This window comes from Rhodococcus sp. BH4 (assembly GCF_002079265.1).
In the GTDB taxonomy this organism is placed as follows: domain Bacteria; phylum Actinomycetota; class Actinomycetes; order Mycobacteriales; family Mycobacteriaceae; genus Rhodococcus_F; species Rhodococcus_F qingshengii.
The window spans coordinates 387,325-406,162 of sequence record NZ_CP014942.1 but is presented as its reverse complement, the minus strand read 5'-3'; the positions used below and the strand labels follow the sequence as shown (position 1 = coordinate 406,162).

The window sequence follows — 18,838 nt, the reverse complement described above, 5'->3', positions numbered from 1 at the left end:
GTCACGCAGTGGCAGGGTCCATCCGTGACGCCCGGCGTGTGCACCACAATCGATCGCCGGCTCGTTGCGACCTTCAGTGAGCAACGCTTCCAGGGGGGGCGAAATCTACAATCTCGATGACTAGGTCAGTCGGACAGTCGCGCCCGGCCGGAGTTGTACCACTCGACCACGGCATTCGATCTCGATCGGCGGCTGGTTGCCGACCCCGGCACTGACTTGCACTTCTCTCCCATTGATTCGCAGATGCAGGCGGTGGCCCCGGTAGAAGATGGGAAACTCGAGAACTCCGAGTGGTTTCGGCCAATGCGGGGAAAAGATCAGGCGGTCGCCGCGGGTCTCGAGCCCGGTGAAGCACCTTTGCAGCAAGTCGACGCTTCCCGCCATGGCGGCCAGGTGTATTCCCTCTGCGGTAGTGCCCCCCTGCACATCGGCGATATCGGAACGAAGGGCCAGGTCGAAGAATTCCATCGCACGGTCGCGGTTGGCCCGAGCCAGCACCCAGGAATGGACAACACCACTGAGCGTCGAACCGTGCGATGTACGTGCCATGTAATAGTCGATGGTTGCGGGGATGGCATCACCCACAAACTCATAGCCCAAACCATGGAGGATGCAACGCAACTCGTCAGCGGACAACAAGTAGAACAACATCACTACGTCGGCCTGCTTGGAAACCCTGTAGGAGTTGACGTCGTCACCCTCTGCCTCGAGGAGTCGGTCGAGGCGTTGTAGGTCGCCGTATCGCTGACGATATGCGTCCCAATCCAGTTCTGGAAGGTCCGCGTACCCCTCGAATTGGCTGATGACATCGTCGTGAAACGGGACGAACATCTTGTGCGTAATGTCTCTCCAGCGCTCGATCTCCAGTGTGGGCAGTTCCAGCTTCTGAGTCAGGTCCGACCGGATCTGCAGTGGCACAACATCCAATGCCTCGAGGGCTCGCAGGATCACCCACACCGACATGACATTGGTATAGGCGTTGTTGTCGATCCCGTCACAGGGAGCATCCGGATATCCGGAGTGGAATTCGTCAGGGCCGATGATGCCCTGGATGACATACCGTCCGCGCATCTGGTCGAGTGAAGCGAGATCCGCGTAGAACCGAGCGATTTCCACCAGCATTTCGGCACCGAACTCGATCAGGTATTCCAAATCGCCGGTGACCTGATAGTACTGCCACACGTTGTACGCAATCGCGATGCCGCTGTGATGCTGGCGCCGACTCGGATCCGGGTTCCAGCGCCCGGATCTCGGATTGAGATGCAGTTGCTGGCTCTCTTCCCGTCCGTCACTACCCGACTGCCAGGGAAACATCGCTCCTCGATGACCGGCTTCGATCGCAGCCCGACGGGCCTCCCCCAATCGACGGTACCGATACCGGAGCAAGGACCGCGTCAGCGTAGGCAGGCGCAGGTTCAGCGCCGAAAAAACGAACAACTCGTCCCAGAAGATATGTCCACGATAGGCCTCTCCGTGCAATCCGCGAGCCGGTACTCCGGCGTCGCGGTCGGCGGTGTTCGGCGAGACCGTCTGCAGCAAGTGAAGTAGATGAAATCGGATTACACGCAGTGCGTGACCGTGACCTATGAGGTCGATGCCCATGCGATCCCACAGACTTGCCATGGTGAGAACGTGACCGTCGAGCAATTCATCGAATCGGTCTAGACGAGACAGCCAGCGCTCGGCTTCGTCAGCGGGCTCGGTCACAGCGGGATCACGTCCGGTGAATACCGTCACCATCTTCTCGAGAGTCGCCGAGCAGCCCGCTGCGAGATGCAGAGATATGTCGTGCCCGATCCGCCCTTCTCCTTCTACCCGTCGATACTCAGTCGAAGTCGGTTCGCCATTTCTCCACACCGTATGCCGGGCGGCCATCGCCACCGGTATCCGTGAGCGATTGGTCTGCACCACGAGCAGAACCGCGTTCTCGGATAGCTCTCTGGCCTCCAGCAGTGCGAGGTGTTGAGAGCCGAGTTCGCGATAACGCTCCACCAACCCGTTGCGGACCGTACCGTCCAGTTCCGAACGGATCTCGAGTAGGCCCGCCCAATCTTCAGCCACGATCGTCATCTCGAGAGCACAGGCATGCGGGAGGTGCATGGCAACACATCTCCGCTGGATAACCGTCGTGGTGTATCCCTCAGTGTCGCGCACCCGGAATCGGCGCGTCAGCATTGCCCGGCGAAGATCGACGTACTGGCGGTACTCGAGCACCTCCACAGTATCGATATCGAACCACGGGCCCCCGTCGATCCGGAATGTCACCGGCAACCAGTTCGGCAGGTTGACGATGCTCTCGTTGTCGACTGTGATTCCCGATACTTCGTCCTGCAGGCGGTTGAAGACGCCCGCAGCGTACGTGCCCGGGTAGTGGATGGCCCCGGCACGGCACTCCGGAGCACATCCCCTAGTGGCGAATGCTCCATTTCCGAGGGTGCACAGTGCCTCCCTCAACTTCTCTGTGTTCGGATCGTAGCCTTCGAAGAACACAGTCCAGGGATCGCCGGCGGGTGGCATCGTCTGCGCGCCGCTGCCCAGCAGATCTGCCAACCATTGCACCAATTTACGGACCTGGACGGGACTGTCTACCGCGAACCGAGCAGCCGACCGCCGGTCGCCGTTCTCGAAGTGGCGCACCACGATCCCGACGCCGCGGTCGTGGAGTATGACGAAAGCATCCTCGTCGGTGAAGTCATCGCCGATGTAAATCGGCAGCACGTTGTCGGCATCGACGAGGTGATCGAGAATCCAGTCCAGCGTTCGACCTTTGTCCCAGTTAACGTCGGGGCGGAGCTCGGTCACCATCCGTCCGCTGGTGACACGAAGCCCGGTTCCACCCCCAACCTCCTGAACCACCGCGGCAGTCTCGGTGCGCCTGTCGAGGTCGGCATTGCGATAGTGGACTGAGAGACCAAACCGCTTGCGCTCCAGGACAACCCCTGGAATACCGGTCAAGCGATCACGTAGAATGTCCGCCGCGCGCTCGAGATTCGGCACCGAGGCCACAGCCAGGTCATTTCGATAGCGCTGCCCGTCCGGCCCGACGATTTCGAAACCGTGACTGCCGGCGTACCAGATTCCGGGCATGCCAACTCGGGTCTCGATATCCGCCAGATCGCGGCCGGTGATCACGCCGATCGTGCAATAGCGAGTCAGCCTCGCGAGATCTTCCTTCATCCCGTCGACGAGAGTGGCAGCGGCTGGGTCGTTCACGATGTTCGATAGGGTACCGTCGAAGTCAAGAAAGACGACAGGTCGCCGGGAACGCAAAAGGGTCGTCAGCTGACCGAGTGATGTGAGAGCTTCCGGTATTTCCGACATTCGGCGGTCGTGACGACGTGGGTGGATCGAAGGCATAGTCATGGACTCGACTCCAACGATTCATCGATGCCGGCGGGAAGCCACTCGTCGCAATTGTCGGACACGATCGGCCACGAAGTATCGCCGGATTCCTTGATACACAATTTCTTTCGATGCCATTCTCTATTCGCCAACGCATTCACCGCCCGGCTGTCGGACCATCAGGAGTGGGCACGGCGTTTTGTGCAGCAAAGCTGTGCCGGTCGAGCCGATGTCCATCCCCACGAAACCGCCCCTTCCTCGGGTGCCGACCACAACGAGCTGGGCATCGGCCGCCAAATCCAGGAGATGCTCAACAGGCCGGTCCCGAACCAGATTCCGCCGCACCCTGACCTCAGGGAATTGCTTCCACCACCTGGACACACTTTCCGCCAGCACCAACCGGCCTGCCTCCTCTACCGCAGCGCGGACCTCGGTCGCCGAATCGTCATGCAGCGTAGACATATCCTGGTCGAAACAAGCGTGCAGCACGATCAGGGACGCTCCACGAAGAGCACATTCTTCGAAGGCGAGACCGATGGCCGGCTCACTGTTCATCGAGCCGTCGACGCCGACTACGACGGGCCCCTCGACGGTCTCGTCCCTTGACCAACCGTCTATCACTGCCACCGGGCATTTCGCTCGACGTGCTACGGCCGCGCACACAGAACCGACAAACCCTCTGGAGTACTCATCGAGCCCGCGACGACCGAGCACGATCATCGATGCATCGGCGGATCGATCGATGAGCGCTCCCGGAGCATACTGACGTGACACTTCCCCGCGGACCTCGATCGAACCGGCGACAGCCTCGGCCCTGGCGATCCCCAGGGCCGTGGCAAGCACTCGATCTGCGCGGTCACGTAGTTCGCGGGCGAGGTCTGGACCATCATTTGTGCGTCGATAGGTCGTGGCGCACACGAGCAGTAGCGGCACGTCACGCAAGGTTGCCTCCCTTACAGCCCACCCCAGAGCATCGCGCGAGTGCTGAGATCCGTCTATTCCCACAATGATCGGAGATCTCGCCATCAGGACCTCCACAACAATCGATGTCAGCGTCAAGCACCAATACGTTCGCAACCATCGCTTCCCCCCACACAACTGTTCAGCTCGACCCGACTCAGCTCAATCTGACTCCGGGGGCACGTCGTACAGCGCGGCGCCAGCGGTCACGCCCGCCCCAGCCGCGACCAGCATCGTTCGAGAGCCTGCAAAGCGTCGCGGTTTCTCCCTCGCCAATCCTGCGATCAGGGCAGCCGTGTGGATGTACTCGTCGTCGGCCACGATGACCCGTGAGCTCGCACTCCCCAACCGTGTCGCGAGTGCCGAACGGAATGCCGGGCGAGCCGGAGCAGCCACGATGAAATCCACCTCCGCCAGAGCGATTTTCGCCTGCCGCAGGCATGCGGAAACTGCTTCGTGACCGGCTGCGGCGTAGTCGTCATCGAGCGAGTCGGACACTTGGAAACGCAGGATGTTTCGATTGTCTGCCTGTCCGACAGTTGCCCGGAAAGACTCCCCGCGGTCGAGATCGTTGACCCAATGCACCGGGCCAAGACCATATCGATCATCGGTCCAGCGGCATAACGCCGCTCCCCCGGCTGCCGAGAACGGAAACCTCTCACTGAGCCGATGCCCCGGGTCTGCATCACTGGCAACGACGAGAGCCCGTTCGATCACTCCGGAGCGGAGGAATCCGTCGACGATCTGCAGCGCGGTCAGGACGCCACAGGTGCCATTCGCGATATCGAAAGAGAAGGTCCCGTGATCGCCCGTGTGCGGGTCTTCCGGATGAGCGCCGATATCGTCCTGAATCAGCGCGGCAAGAGCCGGCTCGCCAAGGTTCCGGTCGCGATACAAACCCGCGTTCACGAGCAGATCCAAGCCATCCGGGCTGCAACCGGCCTTTCCGAGGCACGACTGAGCCGCCGCTACCGCAAGGTGCAGTGCGCTGTGCCGCCTCAGCCATCCAGCCCGAGTGACCATCACCTGCTCAATGATCGTTCCCATAGCGCGCCACCAGTTCTTCGTCGATTTCCACAAGCACTACCCCGATCTCCAGCCCGGAGGCCAGGGAGATCAATGCAACTGTCTCTCCCGGTTTGATCCGGCCGGCCTCGAGTTCTTCGACCAATGCCACGGTATGAGTTGTCGAGGCTGTGTTCCCGTATCGATCGACGGTGATGACCGCGTCATGGCGCGGACTGTCGCCGAACGACAGCGCCATCTCAGCCATGCCCTTCTTGATTGCACGCGCCGACGTTTGATGGGTGATCACATGGTCGATGTCATGGATCGACAGTCCGAGTGTGTCGAGTACCTCGTGCAGAAGTAACGGGGTATCGGCGATGGCGGCCTTTTGAATGGCTCGCGAATTGGTGAACATGCGAGCACCCGGCTCCCTGCCCTTCGGGTAAGCGAGACACAACCGGCTGTAGTCCGCGACCGTTGTAAACCCGGCGATGCGAATCCCGGCTGCGCCCACGGGCGCCCGTTCGAGGACGAGCGCGGCGCCCGCATCGCCCAAGGTCAAGGAAGCCAACTCTCTGCTCAATATGTTGTGAATATGCTTGGCAGCATTGTGACCGAGCTGAGAAATATACTCACCGCTGACAACCAGCGCCCGCTCGATCAATCCCAGGCGGATCCAATTGTTGGCCACCATCACCCCAGTGAGCATCCCAGCACAAGCATTGGAAAGATCGAAGCTCATAGCCCGGTCTGCACAGAGGTTCCGCGCGACGGCACTACTCATCGTCGGTTCGAGCCATTGAGTCATACCGCCCCTAAACTTGGTGATACTGCAGCTGATCACCACATCTATCGACTCGACGGCACAACCCGACCGACGCAAGGCATCCCGCGCAGCTGCTGTTGCGAGGGTGTAGGAATCCTCATCGCCCACGCTGACCCGCCGCTCGTGGATTCCAGTCAGTCGTTCGAGATCGATACCCGTGTCGTGGCGTGTTGTCGCCATCAAATCCTCAGTCGTAAGTCTGGTGACGGGAAGATGCCGACCTGCCCCCGCCACCCGCGTTCGATACGGCACTCGTCTGTCGTCATTTTCCGAGTCCGTCAACAGCCAGTGTTTGACCATTTCACTTGATACCTCGCGCCGGCGTTCCTGAATCGTGAGTTAGTGCATCGGCATCATCTGCATGGGCGGCAGTATGCCCATTCCGTGGAGACACATCATGAACATGTGGAACATCTGCATGGCATCCATGGCCGTCACCTCCTTCGTACTTGTGCCGAATCACTCAGGGGGATGGGTCGGTTCGCAGAATCGCCAGCCGGCTTCGATACTCGTTCTCATCTATATCCCCGCGCGCGAATCGCTCGGCAAGAATTTGCTCGGCGCTGTGTCGCGGCGGCGGAAAACTTTGCAACCGACTGCTTCCAGGCGGCTGACTCCCCGACTCTGTCGGTCCATGTCCGGCGTAGCGAATGAGCAGAAAGATCCCCAGGATCAGCAAGCCCCAAAACAAGGCCATACCTACGAACATCAGCAGGTAACCCCAACTACTGAAATAGTGATCGTCGTACATCACAGCGAGGCCTCCCATCTCTCCATGCGTGCCGTACGCACTTCCCCACCAGCGGAGCACTCACGCATACTCCTTCATGATGCGCCCTTACGCGACGCGCACACAGAGTCTTTCTGCTCATATCGGCAGATGCGCCAAGCCCCGCCATGCTGCCGCAAGTCCGTGTTTGTAGAGCACTTCTGCTCCACCTTCCCCAAGCGTGCCGGCGCAGGAATCTTCCCGATCAACACGACGTTTCAAAGAAGTAACGCGGTGGTAATCGACAACCCAAGATCGATTGAGAAGTGCAGACCATGACGAACCTCCCCGAGATCGAGGAGCTACTCTCGACGACCGTTTCATGCGCCCCTCGTAGGGACGGATCCGACGGGGGTGCTCCCCTGTCCACTCCGGGCGTCATGCTGATCGACCCACGGTTCGGTCAGCTGGCTGCCCAGTTCTTCCGCCTCTTCGAACGCCCTTCCAACGGCGGCGGAGCGCTGGCGGTCTACCTCGAAGGAGAACCGGTACTCGACATCTGGTCCGGGTGGTCGACCCGCGAGACCCGTTGGAACGCTTCCACGGTATCTGTGTCCTTCTCCACCGGAAAAGGGGTTGCCAGCACGGTATTGCACCGTGTCGCAGAACGTGGGCTCATCGACTACGACGCACCCATCGCGAAATACTGGCCCGAATTCGCTTACGCCGGCAAGGATGACGTAACCGTACGGCAACTGTTGACCCACCGTGCCGGGCTACATCGCGTTCGCGGACTTGTCACCGGCCGACTTGCGATGCTCGATCACGACGGCATGGCCAACGCCCTGGCCTCGGCAACACCGGATATCCGTCGCCTCGACTCACCCGGGTATCACGCAGTCACATTCGGATCTCTCGTCGCCGAACTCACGACGCGGGCAACCGGAACATCGTTTACCGACCTTGTACGTACCGAGATAGCGGAACCTCTTGACATTCCGGACTTCTGGTTCCAGGTCCCCGAAGACGAACGTCATCGAATTGCGAAGCTGTTTCCTCATATCAATCAGTTCAAAGTGCCGTGGGATACAGCTTCTTACGCTTTGACCCGTCTACCTGTCCTCAAGAACATCGCGGATGCCGGAATGCCGGCAGGCTTCGACGAACTCGTCCGCAATCCCGTCATCCATGATTACGTGATGCCTGGTTGGAACGGTGTGTTCAGCGCGCGAGCTCTTGCTCGCATGTATGCAGCACTTGCCAATCGAGGAATGGTCGGAGGAATCAGGTTCTTGAGCGAAGACACCCTCGAACAGATGGGTGAAGTGCAGACCACTGCGCGCGATTACGTTCTCGGAGTCCGCATGAACTGGCGGCTGGGTTATCACTCGGCATTTGTAACCAGCCGCACCCAGTCGTTGCAAGCCTTCGGGCACTACGGGCTCGGCGGATCAGGTGCGTTCGCTGACCCGGAAACTCGTTTGTCCGTCGCATTCGTCACGAACCGAATGGGTGGGTCTCTGACTCCGTTCGCCGACCTCCGGTTGGCCGGACTGGGTGCCAGAGCGGAATCCATCGCCCGCGCACTATAGGCACTATAGGTTGGTCGCCTGCTCGATCAGCGGCGTCGCGTCCACCGCCAGAATTCATCGCACCCCCACACCAAGACCGGTAAGGGCAGCAACCACAGAACCTGATACCACGTGGGCGAGACTGTGCCGAAGACACGCTGCGCCGACGGAAGCGTCACCACAACAGCGGCGAAGACAATCTCGAACGCAATCCCCCAGAGCAACAACCGATTCGAGAACAATCCGATCTTCCACAAGGATGCATGCTCTGTTCGAGAAGCGACGGCGGTTCCGATCTGGCACGACACGATCCCGAGGAAACTCATCGTCGTTGCCAGCTTCCAGGTGTGTTCGAGCGCACCTGAAGACACGTCGGCTCCGAAAGTCCAGCCTCCAGATAGAAGAGCGGCCATGAACAAGACCATGACTGCTGCAGCCGACGCGCCACCGAGCACGCCCCACGATCGCACCAGCATCATCTTGTCCACCACATTCTGTGAAGCTTTTCGCGGTGCCCGATCCATCAAGCCAGGCTCCTCCCGTTCCCTACCGAGTGCCAATGCGGGCAATGTCTCAGTGCCCAAATCGATTGCCAATATCTGCATCACGGTCAGGGGAAGTGGAATCTGACCGCCGGACAGGGCATACACCAGGAAGGGCACCACTTCGGGAGTCGCGTGCGCAAAAATGTAGACGATGAATTTACGGACATTGTCATAAACCCTGCGCCCAGCTTCGACCGCGTCGACGATAGTGGCGAAATTGTCGTCAGTGAGAACCATCGTCGCAGCCTCCCGAGCGACGTCAGTGCCGGACCGTCCCATCGCCACTCCGATGTCCGACCGTCGCAGAGCTGGAGCATCATTGACACCGTCGCCGGTCATCGCGACCACATAGCCACCGGCGCGAAGCGCATCTGTGATCCGAAGCTTCTCTTCCGGCGAACTCCGAGCGAAGATGATCTCGTTGTCGGTATACAGGAGTTCGTCGAGATCCTTCTCCGACATTTCCTCGAGTTCAGATCCGGTGACTACCTGAAGGCCCCCTCGGCCGATTCCCACACTTTCTGCAATTCCGCGTGCGGTGAGTCCATGATCGCCGGTCACCACAATGATGCGAATGCCTGCAGTATGGCATTTCTTCACCGCGGCAGCGACTTCCGGGCGTGGAGGGTCGATCATCGCCACGATCCCTAGCAGTGTCATGTCTCGTTCGATGTCGAGACGAGACAATTGCTCCTCCTCGCCGATGATCGACAATCGTTCCGCCACGGCGATCAGTCGTAGTCCTTCCCGTGCCCAATCGTGGACCGCCGACGCCACCTCGGAACGCTCCGAGGACGTCAGATCATGCTCAGACGCATCGACCCCCACAATTCGGGAACACAAACTGAGGATCTCCTCCGGCGCCCCCTTCGCCTGGATCCGAAATTCATCTCCGACCCGGTCCACTGTCGACATCCTGCGAAGCTCGGGATCGAAAGGAAAAATCGTGTGGTGCACGTGAGTGGTCGCCGACAACGGCTCACCGATATCTGCCGCAGCCCGCAGCATCGCCAACTCGGTCGGGTCCCCCGAATCGTCCCCGCCGTCTTCAACGCGGCCGTCCCCGATTTCCGCATTACAACAGTAAGTGATCGCATGCGCTACACGACGCGGGACAGACCCCTCGGGCCACGTTGAATCGGTTGCTCCATTTGCGTCGAAGGAAAGAACGCCACCAGGCGTCCACAGTCTGGTAACCCGCATTCGATTCTGTGTCAGAGTTCCGGTCTTGTCGGTACAGATCACGCTCGTCGAACCGAGCGTTTCCACCGCCGAAATCCTTTTGACCAACGCCCCTCGTTTAGCAAGGGTGCGTACTCCAACTGCCAGCGCCAACGTGATGATCGGAAGGAGCCCTTCGGGAACATTGGCAACCAGGAGTCCGATCGCGAAGTTGATCGAATCTCCCCAGGACAATCCCGCAATCAAGCTACCGAGGGGGATGAATGCCGCGCCCATCACCACCGCTACACAGGCGATCAGCCAGGCAACCTTCTTCACTTGTTTCTCGAGTGGACTCTCGTCACGACCCACACGCTGTGAAAGGGCAGCGATACGCCCGATCTCAGTACGCATACCAGTTGCGAAGACCAATCCCGTAGCTTTGCCGCCGAGCACATCCGTTCCACTGAAGGCGATGTCTCGGGCCGAAACCAAAGGCCCTGCATTACTTGTCGAATCCGCAGAAACAGTGACCGGAACCGACTCTCCGGTCAGCGTGGACAGATCTACCTGCACCGAGCCCGATATCAGTCGTACATCTGCCGACACTCGGCGACCTTCGTCGAGAATGATCACATCACCTGGAACCAAGGTCCGTGCATCCACCACTTGCTCAAAGCGGTCACGGACCACAGTCGCCGTTTCAGGGAGAAATGCAGAGAGCGCCTCCACCGCTTGTTCGGCATGTAATTCCTGGACGAACGCGAACAACGCATTGACGAGAATCACCAGGACGATCGCCACCGCCAGTGGAGAAGCTCCACTGACAACAGCAAGCCCAGCGGCAACCCACAGCAGCAACGCGAGGGGATGAGTCAACTGCCCGAGTATCTCGCCAGGCCACTCACGTCCACGCCGACGCTGCAGTTCGTTGGAACCATGAACAACGGATCGACGTTCGGCTTCTCTGGCCGAGAGACCTTGCCGATCTGACCTGAGATCTCGAAACATTCGTTCCACGGATTCACGCGGATTCACCGCATCCGATTCCGAATCAGCGACCGCCTCGGACACATGCACACCTCCTCACGAACCGAGAACCAAACGCAACTACTCCGATCGAGGTTTCCCTGTCCGAGGACGCAATACCAGGGCACTCGGTCGTCAACTCGGGCCGTACAACCCACTGATCGAATCAGTGTCCGCCTGCCGTGCAACTAGTGACTTTCGGCCATGTATGCAATCGACACGCAACGCGAAGCTTGACGAAGACCGGACATGCCTGCAGATCCGCCCGCACGACAGTGCTCGTCTGGCACCCTGTCCCGCACAGAATCGAGAATCACCATGAGCGCCACCATCATCGTCGTCGTGGTTGCGGTAATCCTGTTCCTGATTTTCGCAATGGCGATACGAATCGTCACACAGTACGAGCGCGGTGTTCATTTTCGGCTCGGACGGATCATCGCGGTACGAGATCCGGGTCTTACGCTAATTATTCCCGCTGTCGACCGTATGACCAAGGTATCGATGCGTATCGTCACGATGCCGATCCAGTCGCAGGGAATCATCACACGAGACAACGTCAGCGTGGATATCGCAGCCGTTGCATACTTCAGAGTCATCGACGCGGAAAAGTCCGTGGTGACAATCGAGAGCGTCAACTCTGCCATCGATCAGATCGCGCAAACCACTCTCCGCAACGTGGTGGGTCAGCATTCTCTCGACGAGGTCCTGTCGGAAACGGCCGTGATCAACACCAGCATCCGTCAGATACTCGATACTACGACACTCGACTGGGGCGTCGAGGTAACGCTGGTAGAACTCAAGGACATTCAGCTTCCGGAAAGCATGAAACGAGCCATGGCGCGGGAAGCAGAGGCAGAACGAGAGAAGCGGGCAAAGATCATCGCAGCGGAAGGGGAAGCGCGCGCCGCCGCTGCACTCGGCGAAGCGTCGGACACCATGATGGATTACCCGTTGGCGCTACAACTGCGCAACCTGCAGACCCTCGCAGAGCTCGGCGTCGAGAAGAACACGACCGTTGTGTTCCCGGCCCCCCTGATGAGCGCGATCGGCGAACTCGGTTCGTTCCTTCACCGAGAAAATGCGTCTGCGGAAGAGCTCTCCAATCGTAGTTCGAAAGACAACGGCTCGAGGGAAACGGCCTTCGACGCCGGCTCTCTCACCCTCGGTCAGTCATGATGTTCCCTTCTGGCCGAACCGATCCGGACGGCCGGCACCATGCGTAGGGATCTTATTCGCACGGCCATTGAGCCCAGTCACTGGTGGAATCAAGCTCCCTGGTCCTCGAACCAACTCATGCGTCCATCGGATCGACTCTGGTCTTCATTGGTCATCAGTGCAGTAGCGATCGGGGCTCTAGCCGTCCCTGTTGCAGCAGCAGTCGGCACTTCCGTCTACGCATCAGGCCGAGCACGAATCGAACAACAACACAACGTCTACAGCCAATGGAGCGGCACGGTCAGTGCGACTCCTGGGGTATCCGTGGACGGGATATTCGGGGCGAAGGCCACCACAGGCTCGCGCAAGGACGTGACATGGACCATGAACGGGATCTCCCGGACGGAACCAATGACCGCTCACTTCGACGCACGCCCGGGAGAGACGATCACAGTTTGGACGGATGAAGCAGGTGATCAGGTTCCACCTCCTCCTCAGACGTCGATCGCAGCTGTCGACGGCATCGCTGCCGCGATCACGTTGTACTCGGCGACCATTCTGTCGACGCATGTAACACTCAGCGCTGCAGGATCATTGATCCGCTGGTACAACGACCGCGCGTGGGAGAAGGAGTGGTCGAGCAAGGCCCCACCACTCGCATGACGTGCCGTACACCAGAGCATCGGCGAAGTTGGATCGAGCAGAAGTCGGATCGAGCACGTGTCAGCCTCCACACCTACGGCGTCCCTCGAACTGCTGATTCCGGCGCCCGTCAGGATACGTGCGACGGGTCGGAACTGATCAGTCTGCGTTGCAGGACAGATGTTGCAGAACATATGCAGATCACGCCCCTCCGCCCGCCTCCTCGGATTGATCTGCGAGGACGAAGTAACTTTCTTCTTCTTGCCGAAAATGCAACACCAGCACCGCATACAACCCATACAGACAGGCGAGAAGGTCTCCGACCTGTGTGTCGGCCACTTCCCCTCGCGCGTCTGCAACCCGAACATGATTGTCTAGCCGTCGACAAAGCCTCTCGATTTCGGAGTGTGCGTCGGCCACCGCGGAAATGGACTCGGCACCGCCCAACGAATGCTCCAGCGCCGGGTAGAGTTTCGCCCCCTCAGCCCGCTCATGCGGAAGAACCACGTCTTGAAGAAAACGATCGGTCTGGTGAAGTCGCCGAAGCGCCCATGTACGGTCGCCTCCAACGAGAGCTTCCGCAGTGGCACGAATGATATCGAGATCCGCACGTATACGGCGATGCTCAATCGAGAATCCGCGAAGCATCTCATTGAGCTCAGGACCGAGCGGCGGTGTGCTCAACCTCCCCCGTCCGAGCGCGCGTAAAGCGTTCAGTATGACTGCAACGTCAATCACCTCCTGTAACAACGCCCCTACCGCCGGGACCAAGAACCCGAGAGCCGCAAATATCATCGCGATCCCCGAAAGGCCGGTGCCGATGGTGGCGCTCTGCAGCGCAATTCGACGAGATCGCCGAGCAATATCCATTGCATCAGCCATTCGAGACAACCGGTCGGTCGTCAGGACGACGTCAGCAGCTTCGGATGACGCAGTGGCACCGCGTGCACCCATGGCAACGCCGACGGACGCTGCGGCGAGCGCCGGCGCGTCATTTATTCCGTCACCGACCATCACCGTCACGGCGCGCTCCGATTCTTCGCGCACTCGCGCGACTTTGTCGGCAGGTTCCTGTTCCGCATGAACCGCGTCCAGTCCGAGAACACATCCGACTTCGACCGCCGGTTCGGGACGGTCGCCGGTCAGCATCACGATCTTGGTGATCCCTGCCGATCGCAAACGGCGTATCGTCCAGCGCGCATCACTGCGAATTGGATCGGCCAGGAACAGCGCCCCCCTGAGCTGATCGTCAATGCGCACCCACACAACGACGGCCCCGTCGAGCCGCGCCCGATTCTCCACTGAGGCCGCCCAGTCCGGACGATCGATCGTGTCGGCGATCCTACCTACTTCGACATCATGACCGTCAACCTTTGCACTAACCCCATACCCTGGCCGTTCGGTCACCGATTCGGGGGTACTCAGTGACAAACCTTGCGCGCGAGCACTTCGGACGATGGACTCCGCCAAGATGTGTGAGGACACTTGGTCTGCGGATGCAGCCAGGCGAAGAATTGACGAACTGTCGTCGTGGTCTCCGCAGACGATGTCCGATTGCGTGGGTTTCCCGGTTGTCAATGTCCCCGTCTTGTCGATGACAAGAGTCCGTGCATTTCCCAACATCTCCAAAGCACCGCCGGACCTGACGATCACACCGATTCGAGACGCCCGAGACAAACCGGAGACGATCGCCACCGGCGCAGCCAACAACAGCGGGCAGGGGGTCGCGACGACCAGTACGGCGACCGCACGTGCCGCGGATCCACTCCACATCCAGGCGAAGCCACTCACGAGCAATGTTGCAGGTATGAACCACGCCGCCACGCGATCGGCAACACGCACGATCGGCGCGCTCTCGGCTGCCGCTTCCTGCGCAAGCGAAACAACACCGGCATAAGTGCTCGATCGGGCGGGCCGACTCGCCTCGATACGGCAACCGGCACCCGCGTTCACTACGCCACTGCGGACCGAATCACCGATCGAGCGCTCCACTGCCTTCGACTCACCTGTGAGCGTTGATTCGTCGAAAACTGCCGGTTCACCGACGACCCAACCGTCGGTGGGTACAACTTCTCCCGAGCTCAGGAAGATTCGGTCTCCTGGCACAATCTCGTCGACGGCCACCCTCCGAAGTTGACCGAACTCTTCGCGTTGCGCGGTCCTCGGGGCATGTTCACGAAGCGAACGCAAATCTCGCGCCGCTCGACGATTGGCCGCAGCATCGAGAGTTCGCCCGGTCGCCAGCATGACTGCAATCAACGCTCCGGCCAGATACTCCCCTATCCAGATCGTCCCGAGCAGCGACAGCACGGCAATGACGTCTACCCCCGCCTGTCGTTTGCGCAACCCTTCGATAACCCACCACCCTGCCGGGAGCAACGCAACAATGGTGCCGAATACCCACAGCCCATCTGCCAAGACTCGCTGATCGAGCATCCGCGCGAGGAAACCGACCGCCAGGGCGGTCGCAGTCACGATCAGCAGAATAGGCTCGGCGATCGTTGTCAAGCGCTGGAACAAATTTCGGATCAGCGACATGTTCTCAGGGTCCCCATCCATTCGACATGATCACTAGTGCCGTAATGCCCGACTACAACATCGGAATGCCCCGAGACGATCGACCCACCACTTCGTCAGACTTGGAGGACCGTAGAAATCGACGCATCTCCCAGCGCGCAATAGTTTCAGTTTCGAGGAGCAGATCACATGAGCCGGCATGCTCCGTATCTCGACGTCAAAGAGACAAGTACCGGAGTGGTCGTACTTGCCGGAAGCCGCGCGTACAAGGTCAAGAAGGCCGTCTCCACGCCGTTCCTCGATTTCAGTGAGCCGTCACAACGGGAAGACGCTCTGCGACGTGAACTCGCGTTGAACAGGAGGATTTGCGCGGAGGTCTATCGCGGAGTGACGCACGTAGTCGATCCGTTGGACCACTCACGTGAGCCGATTCTGGTGATGGAACGAATGCCCGATGATCGACGACTATCCGCATTGGCGGCGACGAATGGGGATATCGCGTACCCATTGGAGCAGATCGCGACAACTTTGTCGGAGTTTCACGCACGCGCAGAAAGGAGCGAGCGTATATCGGAGCAGGGAAGATCCTCCTGTGTCGAACTCCGTTGGAATGCAAATCTTGCCGAACTGCGCCAACTGTGTTCGGGGCTCGTTCCACCTGGCCGACTCGATCATGTCGAGTCGATGTACAAGAGATATCTGCGTGGGCGTGCGCGCCTGTTTGATTCGAGAATTTCCACGGATCGCATCGTGGACGGCCACGGAGACCTACTCGCGGATGACATTTTCGTGCTTCCCGACGGACCCAAAATTCTGGACTGCCTGGACTTCGACGATCAACTCAGGTGTGTCGACATTCTCGACGACAGCTGTTTCCTCGCCATGGACTTGGAATTCCTCGGCCATGAGTATCTCGCGCGAATGTTTCTCGCATCCATGGTGACGAAATCGAGTGATCAGCCGCCGATCTCGCTGATCGATCACTACATCGCCTACCGTGCGATCGTACGCGCCAAGGTCGACGCTTTGCGTCTGCAGCAAGGAAATTCGGACAGTTTGGCAGGGCTCGAACGCCACCTGATTCTTGGTGAGAACCACCTGCGCAGCGCACAGGTCAGACTGTGCCTGGTGGGCGGCTTCCCTGGGACCGGTAAGTCGACACTTTCTGCTGCACTTGGTGAACACACCGGCGCTACCGTCATATCCAGCGACCGAGTACGGCGCGAACTCGTCAGCTCCGGTGCACTCGGCGGCTCCGCCGACACCTATCGGTCCGGGCTGTATTCACCCGATTCGGTTCACACTGTGTACAGCGAGATGCTCCGGCGGGCCCACCATCGTCTCTCGATGGGTGAATCGGTCGTACTCGACGCAACGTGGGCACGATCTCGACACCGCAGGGAGGCCGAATCATTATGCACAGCAACATCATCAACACTGATCAGTTTGTCGACCAGCGCTCCGCTGCCCGTCGCAGTACAACGAATAGCCATGCGAACCGACACGCTGTCCGACGCCACCGCGGCAACGGCAGTCGCTATCGCGCAAGAACACGACCCATGGCCGGAAGCGATATCGATCGATACCGACACATCCATCGACGCCAGCGCCGCGTCGGCGCTGGATGCCTGGAAAAATTCAATCAACGTGGGTTAGTAGTATCATTTCGAAACGGTCAATACTTCGTCTAGTGGACGACGGCCGGTCTCCTCTGGGCGATGTTCCCCGACTCCGACTTCGGACGTCCCTGCATCGTGTGCAGTGGCGGACGGATTTCTCTGCACCCCCACACGAATCATGACCTGGGGATACTGAAGCGTCTCGCCCGATCTCGAGGCAACATCTCGAACAATTTCCCGGCTCGAATCCACTTCTGTCAGATGCGTCAGAGGACAGGTGGCAAGGTGCGATGCAGTGGCGTGCAGCAGCAGCGAGGACATCGCCTGACCCACGTTCAGCCAGTCCATCGGCAGATCTGCAACCGAACTGAGCAACATCAAAGCTGCATCGTCTCCGACTCCGTATCCGATTCTCAAATGCCCGGATGGAAACCCTCGCGCGGACGCAGATTCGTGAACCGACAGCGCATCCGGTAGCACACCTCGCGGCAATCCGTCTGCTGTCGGAGTCGGGCGGATCCAGCTCTCCAGTTCGTTCCAGTACGCCGGATCGCTATGGTGCTGCTCTGCTGAAAGAGTTGCCGCGCGATCAAGCATTCCCGCGAATCGCTTTGACAAGCTGATCGCCGAGACGCCGAACACCGAGGCGTGCTGGGCAAGGTTGACCAGGGAGCCGAGGGGAGGTGCATCGAATGGCCGGCGGTCGGACCTTCGGCGCTCCAGAGATGCGAAGAGTGCTGCCTCGGAACTCATCGCGCGTGGGCGCCCTCTGAACGTGATCACCGCGAGCAGATCGGGTTGCCCTCGGTCGGGAAAATTTGCCACGATCGGCTCGATGAGATTGTGTTCCAAGGTCACTCGCAAATGATGTAATGCAGCACCGCAACTGATGATCAACTGCCTCCCCGCGGGATCCTCCACCGGGATCGAGCGCAGCCGATCGACACGTAGTTCAAGTGTGCCGCGCTGCAATCTCCACGACCACGGCTGGACATTGTGAACGGACGGTGCGGTGCAGGCCCAACGGACAGCATTGGTGATTGTCTCGGCATCCGCGCTCGCGTAGTGCACCATGGTCGATCACTCTCGTCGAAGTGGTCCGCTGTCGGACGAGCGGCGAACGTCTCTGTTGATCGTGTCCCCCGGCACGTGGTGTTCGCTACGGTCCTTTGTCATCGTCGAACTGCCGTGAAGCATCCTCCGTTCTCGCGGAATACTCGAACGTACCGCTACGGAGTTGCTCCACGATGCCGTCCGCCCACTCGTCGATGTCGGACCAGTCGCGCGCATCCGAATATCTACCGCCCATGATCTTGAAGACAACGCGACCCAACAGTGGCCAGTCTCCCCGTGTCAGCATGCCGGCGAATCTACGATGGTCGCGCAAGTCGGCAGACTCGCGGAGTTTCGTCACGGTCTTGGGTTCAGACGCTGTCGTTCTGATTCGACGAGTCAGACGAGGAGCCAGAAGAGTTGACGTCGCTCCCCACGTCGCGACTGAAAAAGCCCACACCGGTTGAGTCTTCGCTGCCGAACTCCGACGAAAGACCGCTTCCCTTGCTGCGGGCAGCCAATCCATTCCGTGAATGGCGCTTCCCACGATCACAGCGTCGAACCATTCGTGCCCTGGGTCCTCTTCCACTGCCGACAGTGACACGTCGAATCCCGGGACGCTACATCGGTCGGCTATCTTCCGGGCGATTCCTCGAGTCGACCCGTTGGCACTCGCGTACTCGATCAGCACTTTGATCATC

At 59.7% G+C, this 18,838-nt stretch carries 13 protein-coding genes; 4 read left to right on the top strand and 9 right to left on the bottom strand.

Going from position 1 to position 18,838, the window contains the following annotated elements; all coding sequences use genetic code 11:
- Window positions 1–120 precede the first annotated feature (120 nt).
- The 5 genes from otsB to A0W34_RS33565 all read right to left on the bottom strand — a co-directional run bounded on the left by otsB (window position 121) and on the right by A0W34_RS33565 (window position 6,887).
- Entirely contained in the window at window positions 121–3,363 is a 3,243-nt protein-coding gene (otsB, locus tag A0W34_RS31215; RefSeq protein WP_081559318.1) for a trehalose-phosphatase, read from the bottom strand.
- 120 nt (window positions 3,364–3,483) lie between these two features.
- Window positions 3,484–4,368 carry a universal stress protein gene (locus A0W34_RS31210; protein ID WP_054187222.1) on the bottom strand — a complete coding sequence of 295 codons (885 nt, stop codon included), beginning with the start codon at window positions 4,366–4,368 and terminating at the stop codon, window positions 3,484–3,486.
- Between the two features lie 96 nt (window positions 4,369–4,464).
- Window positions 4,465–5,349 (bottom strand): 3-oxoacyl-ACP synthase, encoded by an 885-nt coding sequence (locus A0W34_RS31205; RefSeq protein ID WP_054187211.1) that lies wholly within the window; start codon window positions 5,347–5,349, stop codon window positions 4,465–4,467.
- Window positions 5,333–6,436 (bottom strand): 3-oxoacyl-ACP synthase III family protein, encoded by a 1,104-nt coding sequence (locus tag A0W34_RS31200; protein ID WP_081559316.1) that lies wholly within the window; start codon window positions 6,434–6,436, stop codon window positions 5,333–5,335. The genes A0W34_RS31205 and A0W34_RS31200 overlap by 17 nt, the downstream gene beginning before the upstream one ends.
- Before the next feature lie 163 nt (window positions 6,437–6,599).
- Window positions 6,600–6,887: an SHOCT domain-containing protein gene (locus A0W34_RS33565; RefSeq protein ID WP_054187221.1), complete on the bottom strand. Its 288-nt coding sequence runs from the start codon at window positions 6,885–6,887 to the stop codon at window positions 6,600–6,602.
- A gap of 398 nt (window positions 6,888–7,285) precedes the next feature.
- On the opposite strand from A0W34_RS33565, the gene A0W34_RS31190 reads away from it, so the two are divergent.
- Window positions 7,286–8,437 (top strand): serine hydrolase domain-containing protein, encoded by a 1,152-nt coding sequence (locus tag A0W34_RS31190; protein ID WP_232330135.1) that lies wholly within the window; start codon window positions 7,286–7,288, stop codon window positions 8,435–8,437.
- Window positions 8,438–8,463: 26 nt separating this feature from the next.
- Here the strand turns inward: A0W34_RS31190 and A0W34_RS31185 are convergent, their stop codons facing one another.
- A complete protein-coding gene (locus A0W34_RS31185; RefSeq protein WP_332316424.1) occupies window positions 8,464–11,196 on the bottom strand; it encodes a cation-translocating P-type ATPase in 2,733 nt (910 codons plus the stop codon).
- 273 nt (window positions 11,197–11,469) lie between these two features.
- Between A0W34_RS31185 and A0W34_RS31180 the strand changes: the two genes are divergently transcribed.
- Window positions 11,470–12,327, top strand: coding sequence for a slipin family protein (locus A0W34_RS31180; RefSeq protein WP_081559312.1), 858 nt, complete (start codon window positions 11,470–11,472; stop codon window positions 12,325–12,327).
- 39 nt (window positions 12,328–12,366) lie between these two features.
- Window positions 12,367–12,969, top strand: coding sequence for an Rv1733c family protein (locus A0W34_RS31175; RefSeq protein ID WP_435827949.1), 603 nt, complete (start codon window positions 12,367–12,369; stop codon window positions 12,967–12,969).
- 180 nt (window positions 12,970–13,149) lie between these two features.
- Here A0W34_RS31175 and A0W34_RS31170 read toward each other — a convergent pair whose 3' ends face one another.
- Window positions 13,150–15,486, bottom strand: coding sequence for a heavy metal translocating P-type ATPase (locus tag A0W34_RS31170; RefSeq protein ID WP_081559308.1), 2,337 nt, complete (start codon window positions 15,484–15,486; stop codon window positions 13,150–13,152).
- 168 nt (window positions 15,487–15,654) lie between these two features.
- Here A0W34_RS31170 and A0W34_RS31165 point away from each other — a divergent pair, with 168 nt between their 5' ends.
- On the top strand, window positions 15,655–17,121 hold the full coding sequence (locus A0W34_RS31165; protein ID WP_081559306.1) for a bifunctional aminoglycoside phosphotransferase/ATP-binding protein: 1,467 nt from the start codon (window positions 15,655–15,657) through the stop codon (window positions 17,119–17,121).
- Window positions 17,122–17,126: 5 nt separating this feature from the next.
- Here the strand turns inward: A0W34_RS31165 and A0W34_RS31160 are convergent, their stop codons facing one another.
- The gene (locus A0W34_RS31160) at window positions 17,127–18,158 is read right to left on the bottom strand and encodes an Acg family FMN-binding oxidoreductase (RefSeq protein ID WP_064444996.1); all 1,032 of its coding nucleotides are present in this window, start codon (window positions 18,156–18,158) and stop codon (window positions 17,127–17,129) included.
- An 85-nt stretch (window positions 18,159–18,243) separates the two neighbouring features.
- A complete protein-coding gene (locus A0W34_RS31155; protein ID WP_064444995.1) occupies window positions 18,244–18,837 on the bottom strand; it encodes a flavodoxin domain-containing protein in 594 nt (197 codons plus the stop codon).
- Window position 18,838 lies beyond the last annotated feature (1 nt).

What these genes read in the sequence shown, in the direction of transcription:
- otsB (WP_081559318.1), bottom strand. Translation starts at nt 3,363, where the DNA reads ATGACTATGCCTTCGATCCACCCACGTCGTCACGACCGCCGAATGTCG.
- A0W34_RS31210 (WP_054187222.1), bottom strand. Translation starts at nt 4,368, where the DNA reads ATGGCGAGATCTCCGATCATTGTGGGAATAGACGGATCTCAGCACTCG.
- A0W34_RS31205 (WP_054187211.1), bottom strand. Translation starts at nt 5,349, where the DNA reads ATGGGAACGATCATTGAGCAGGTGATGGTCACTCGGGCTGGATGGCTG.
- A0W34_RS31200 (WP_081559316.1), bottom strand. Translation starts at nt 6,436, where the DNA reads ATGGTCAAACACTGGCTGTTGACGGACTCGGAAAATGACGACAGACGA.
- A0W34_RS33565 (WP_054187221.1), bottom strand. Translation starts at nt 6,887, where the DNA reads ATGTACGACGATCACTATTTCAGTAGTTGGGGTTACCTGCTGATGTTC.
- A0W34_RS31190 (WP_232330135.1), top strand. Translation starts at nt 7,286, where the DNA reads ATGCTGATCGACCCACGGTTCGGTCAGCTGGCTGCCCAGTTCTTCCGC.
- A0W34_RS31180 (WP_081559312.1), top strand. Translation starts at nt 11,470, where the DNA reads ATGAGCGCCACCATCATCGTCGTCGTGGTTGCGGTAATCCTGTTCCTG.
- A0W34_RS31175 (WP_435827949.1), top strand. Translation starts at nt 12,367, where the DNA reads ATGCGTAGGGATCTTATTCGCACGGCCATTGAGCCCAGTCACTGGTGG.
- A0W34_RS31170 (WP_081559308.1), bottom strand. Translation starts at nt 15,486, where the DNA reads ATGTCGCTGATCCGAAATTTGTTCCAGCGCTTGACAACGATCGCCGAG.
- A0W34_RS31165 (WP_081559306.1), top strand. Translation starts at nt 15,655, where the DNA reads ATGAGCCGGCATGCTCCGTATCTCGACGTCAAAGAGACAAGTACCGGA.
- A0W34_RS31160 (WP_064444996.1), bottom strand. Translation starts at nt 18,158, where the DNA reads ATGGTGCACTACGCGAGCGCGGATGCCGAGACAATCACCAATGCTGTC.
- A0W34_RS31155 (WP_064444995.1), bottom strand. Translation starts at nt 18,837, where the DNA reads ATGATCAAAGTGCTGATCGAGTACGCGAGTGCCAACGGGTCGACTCGA.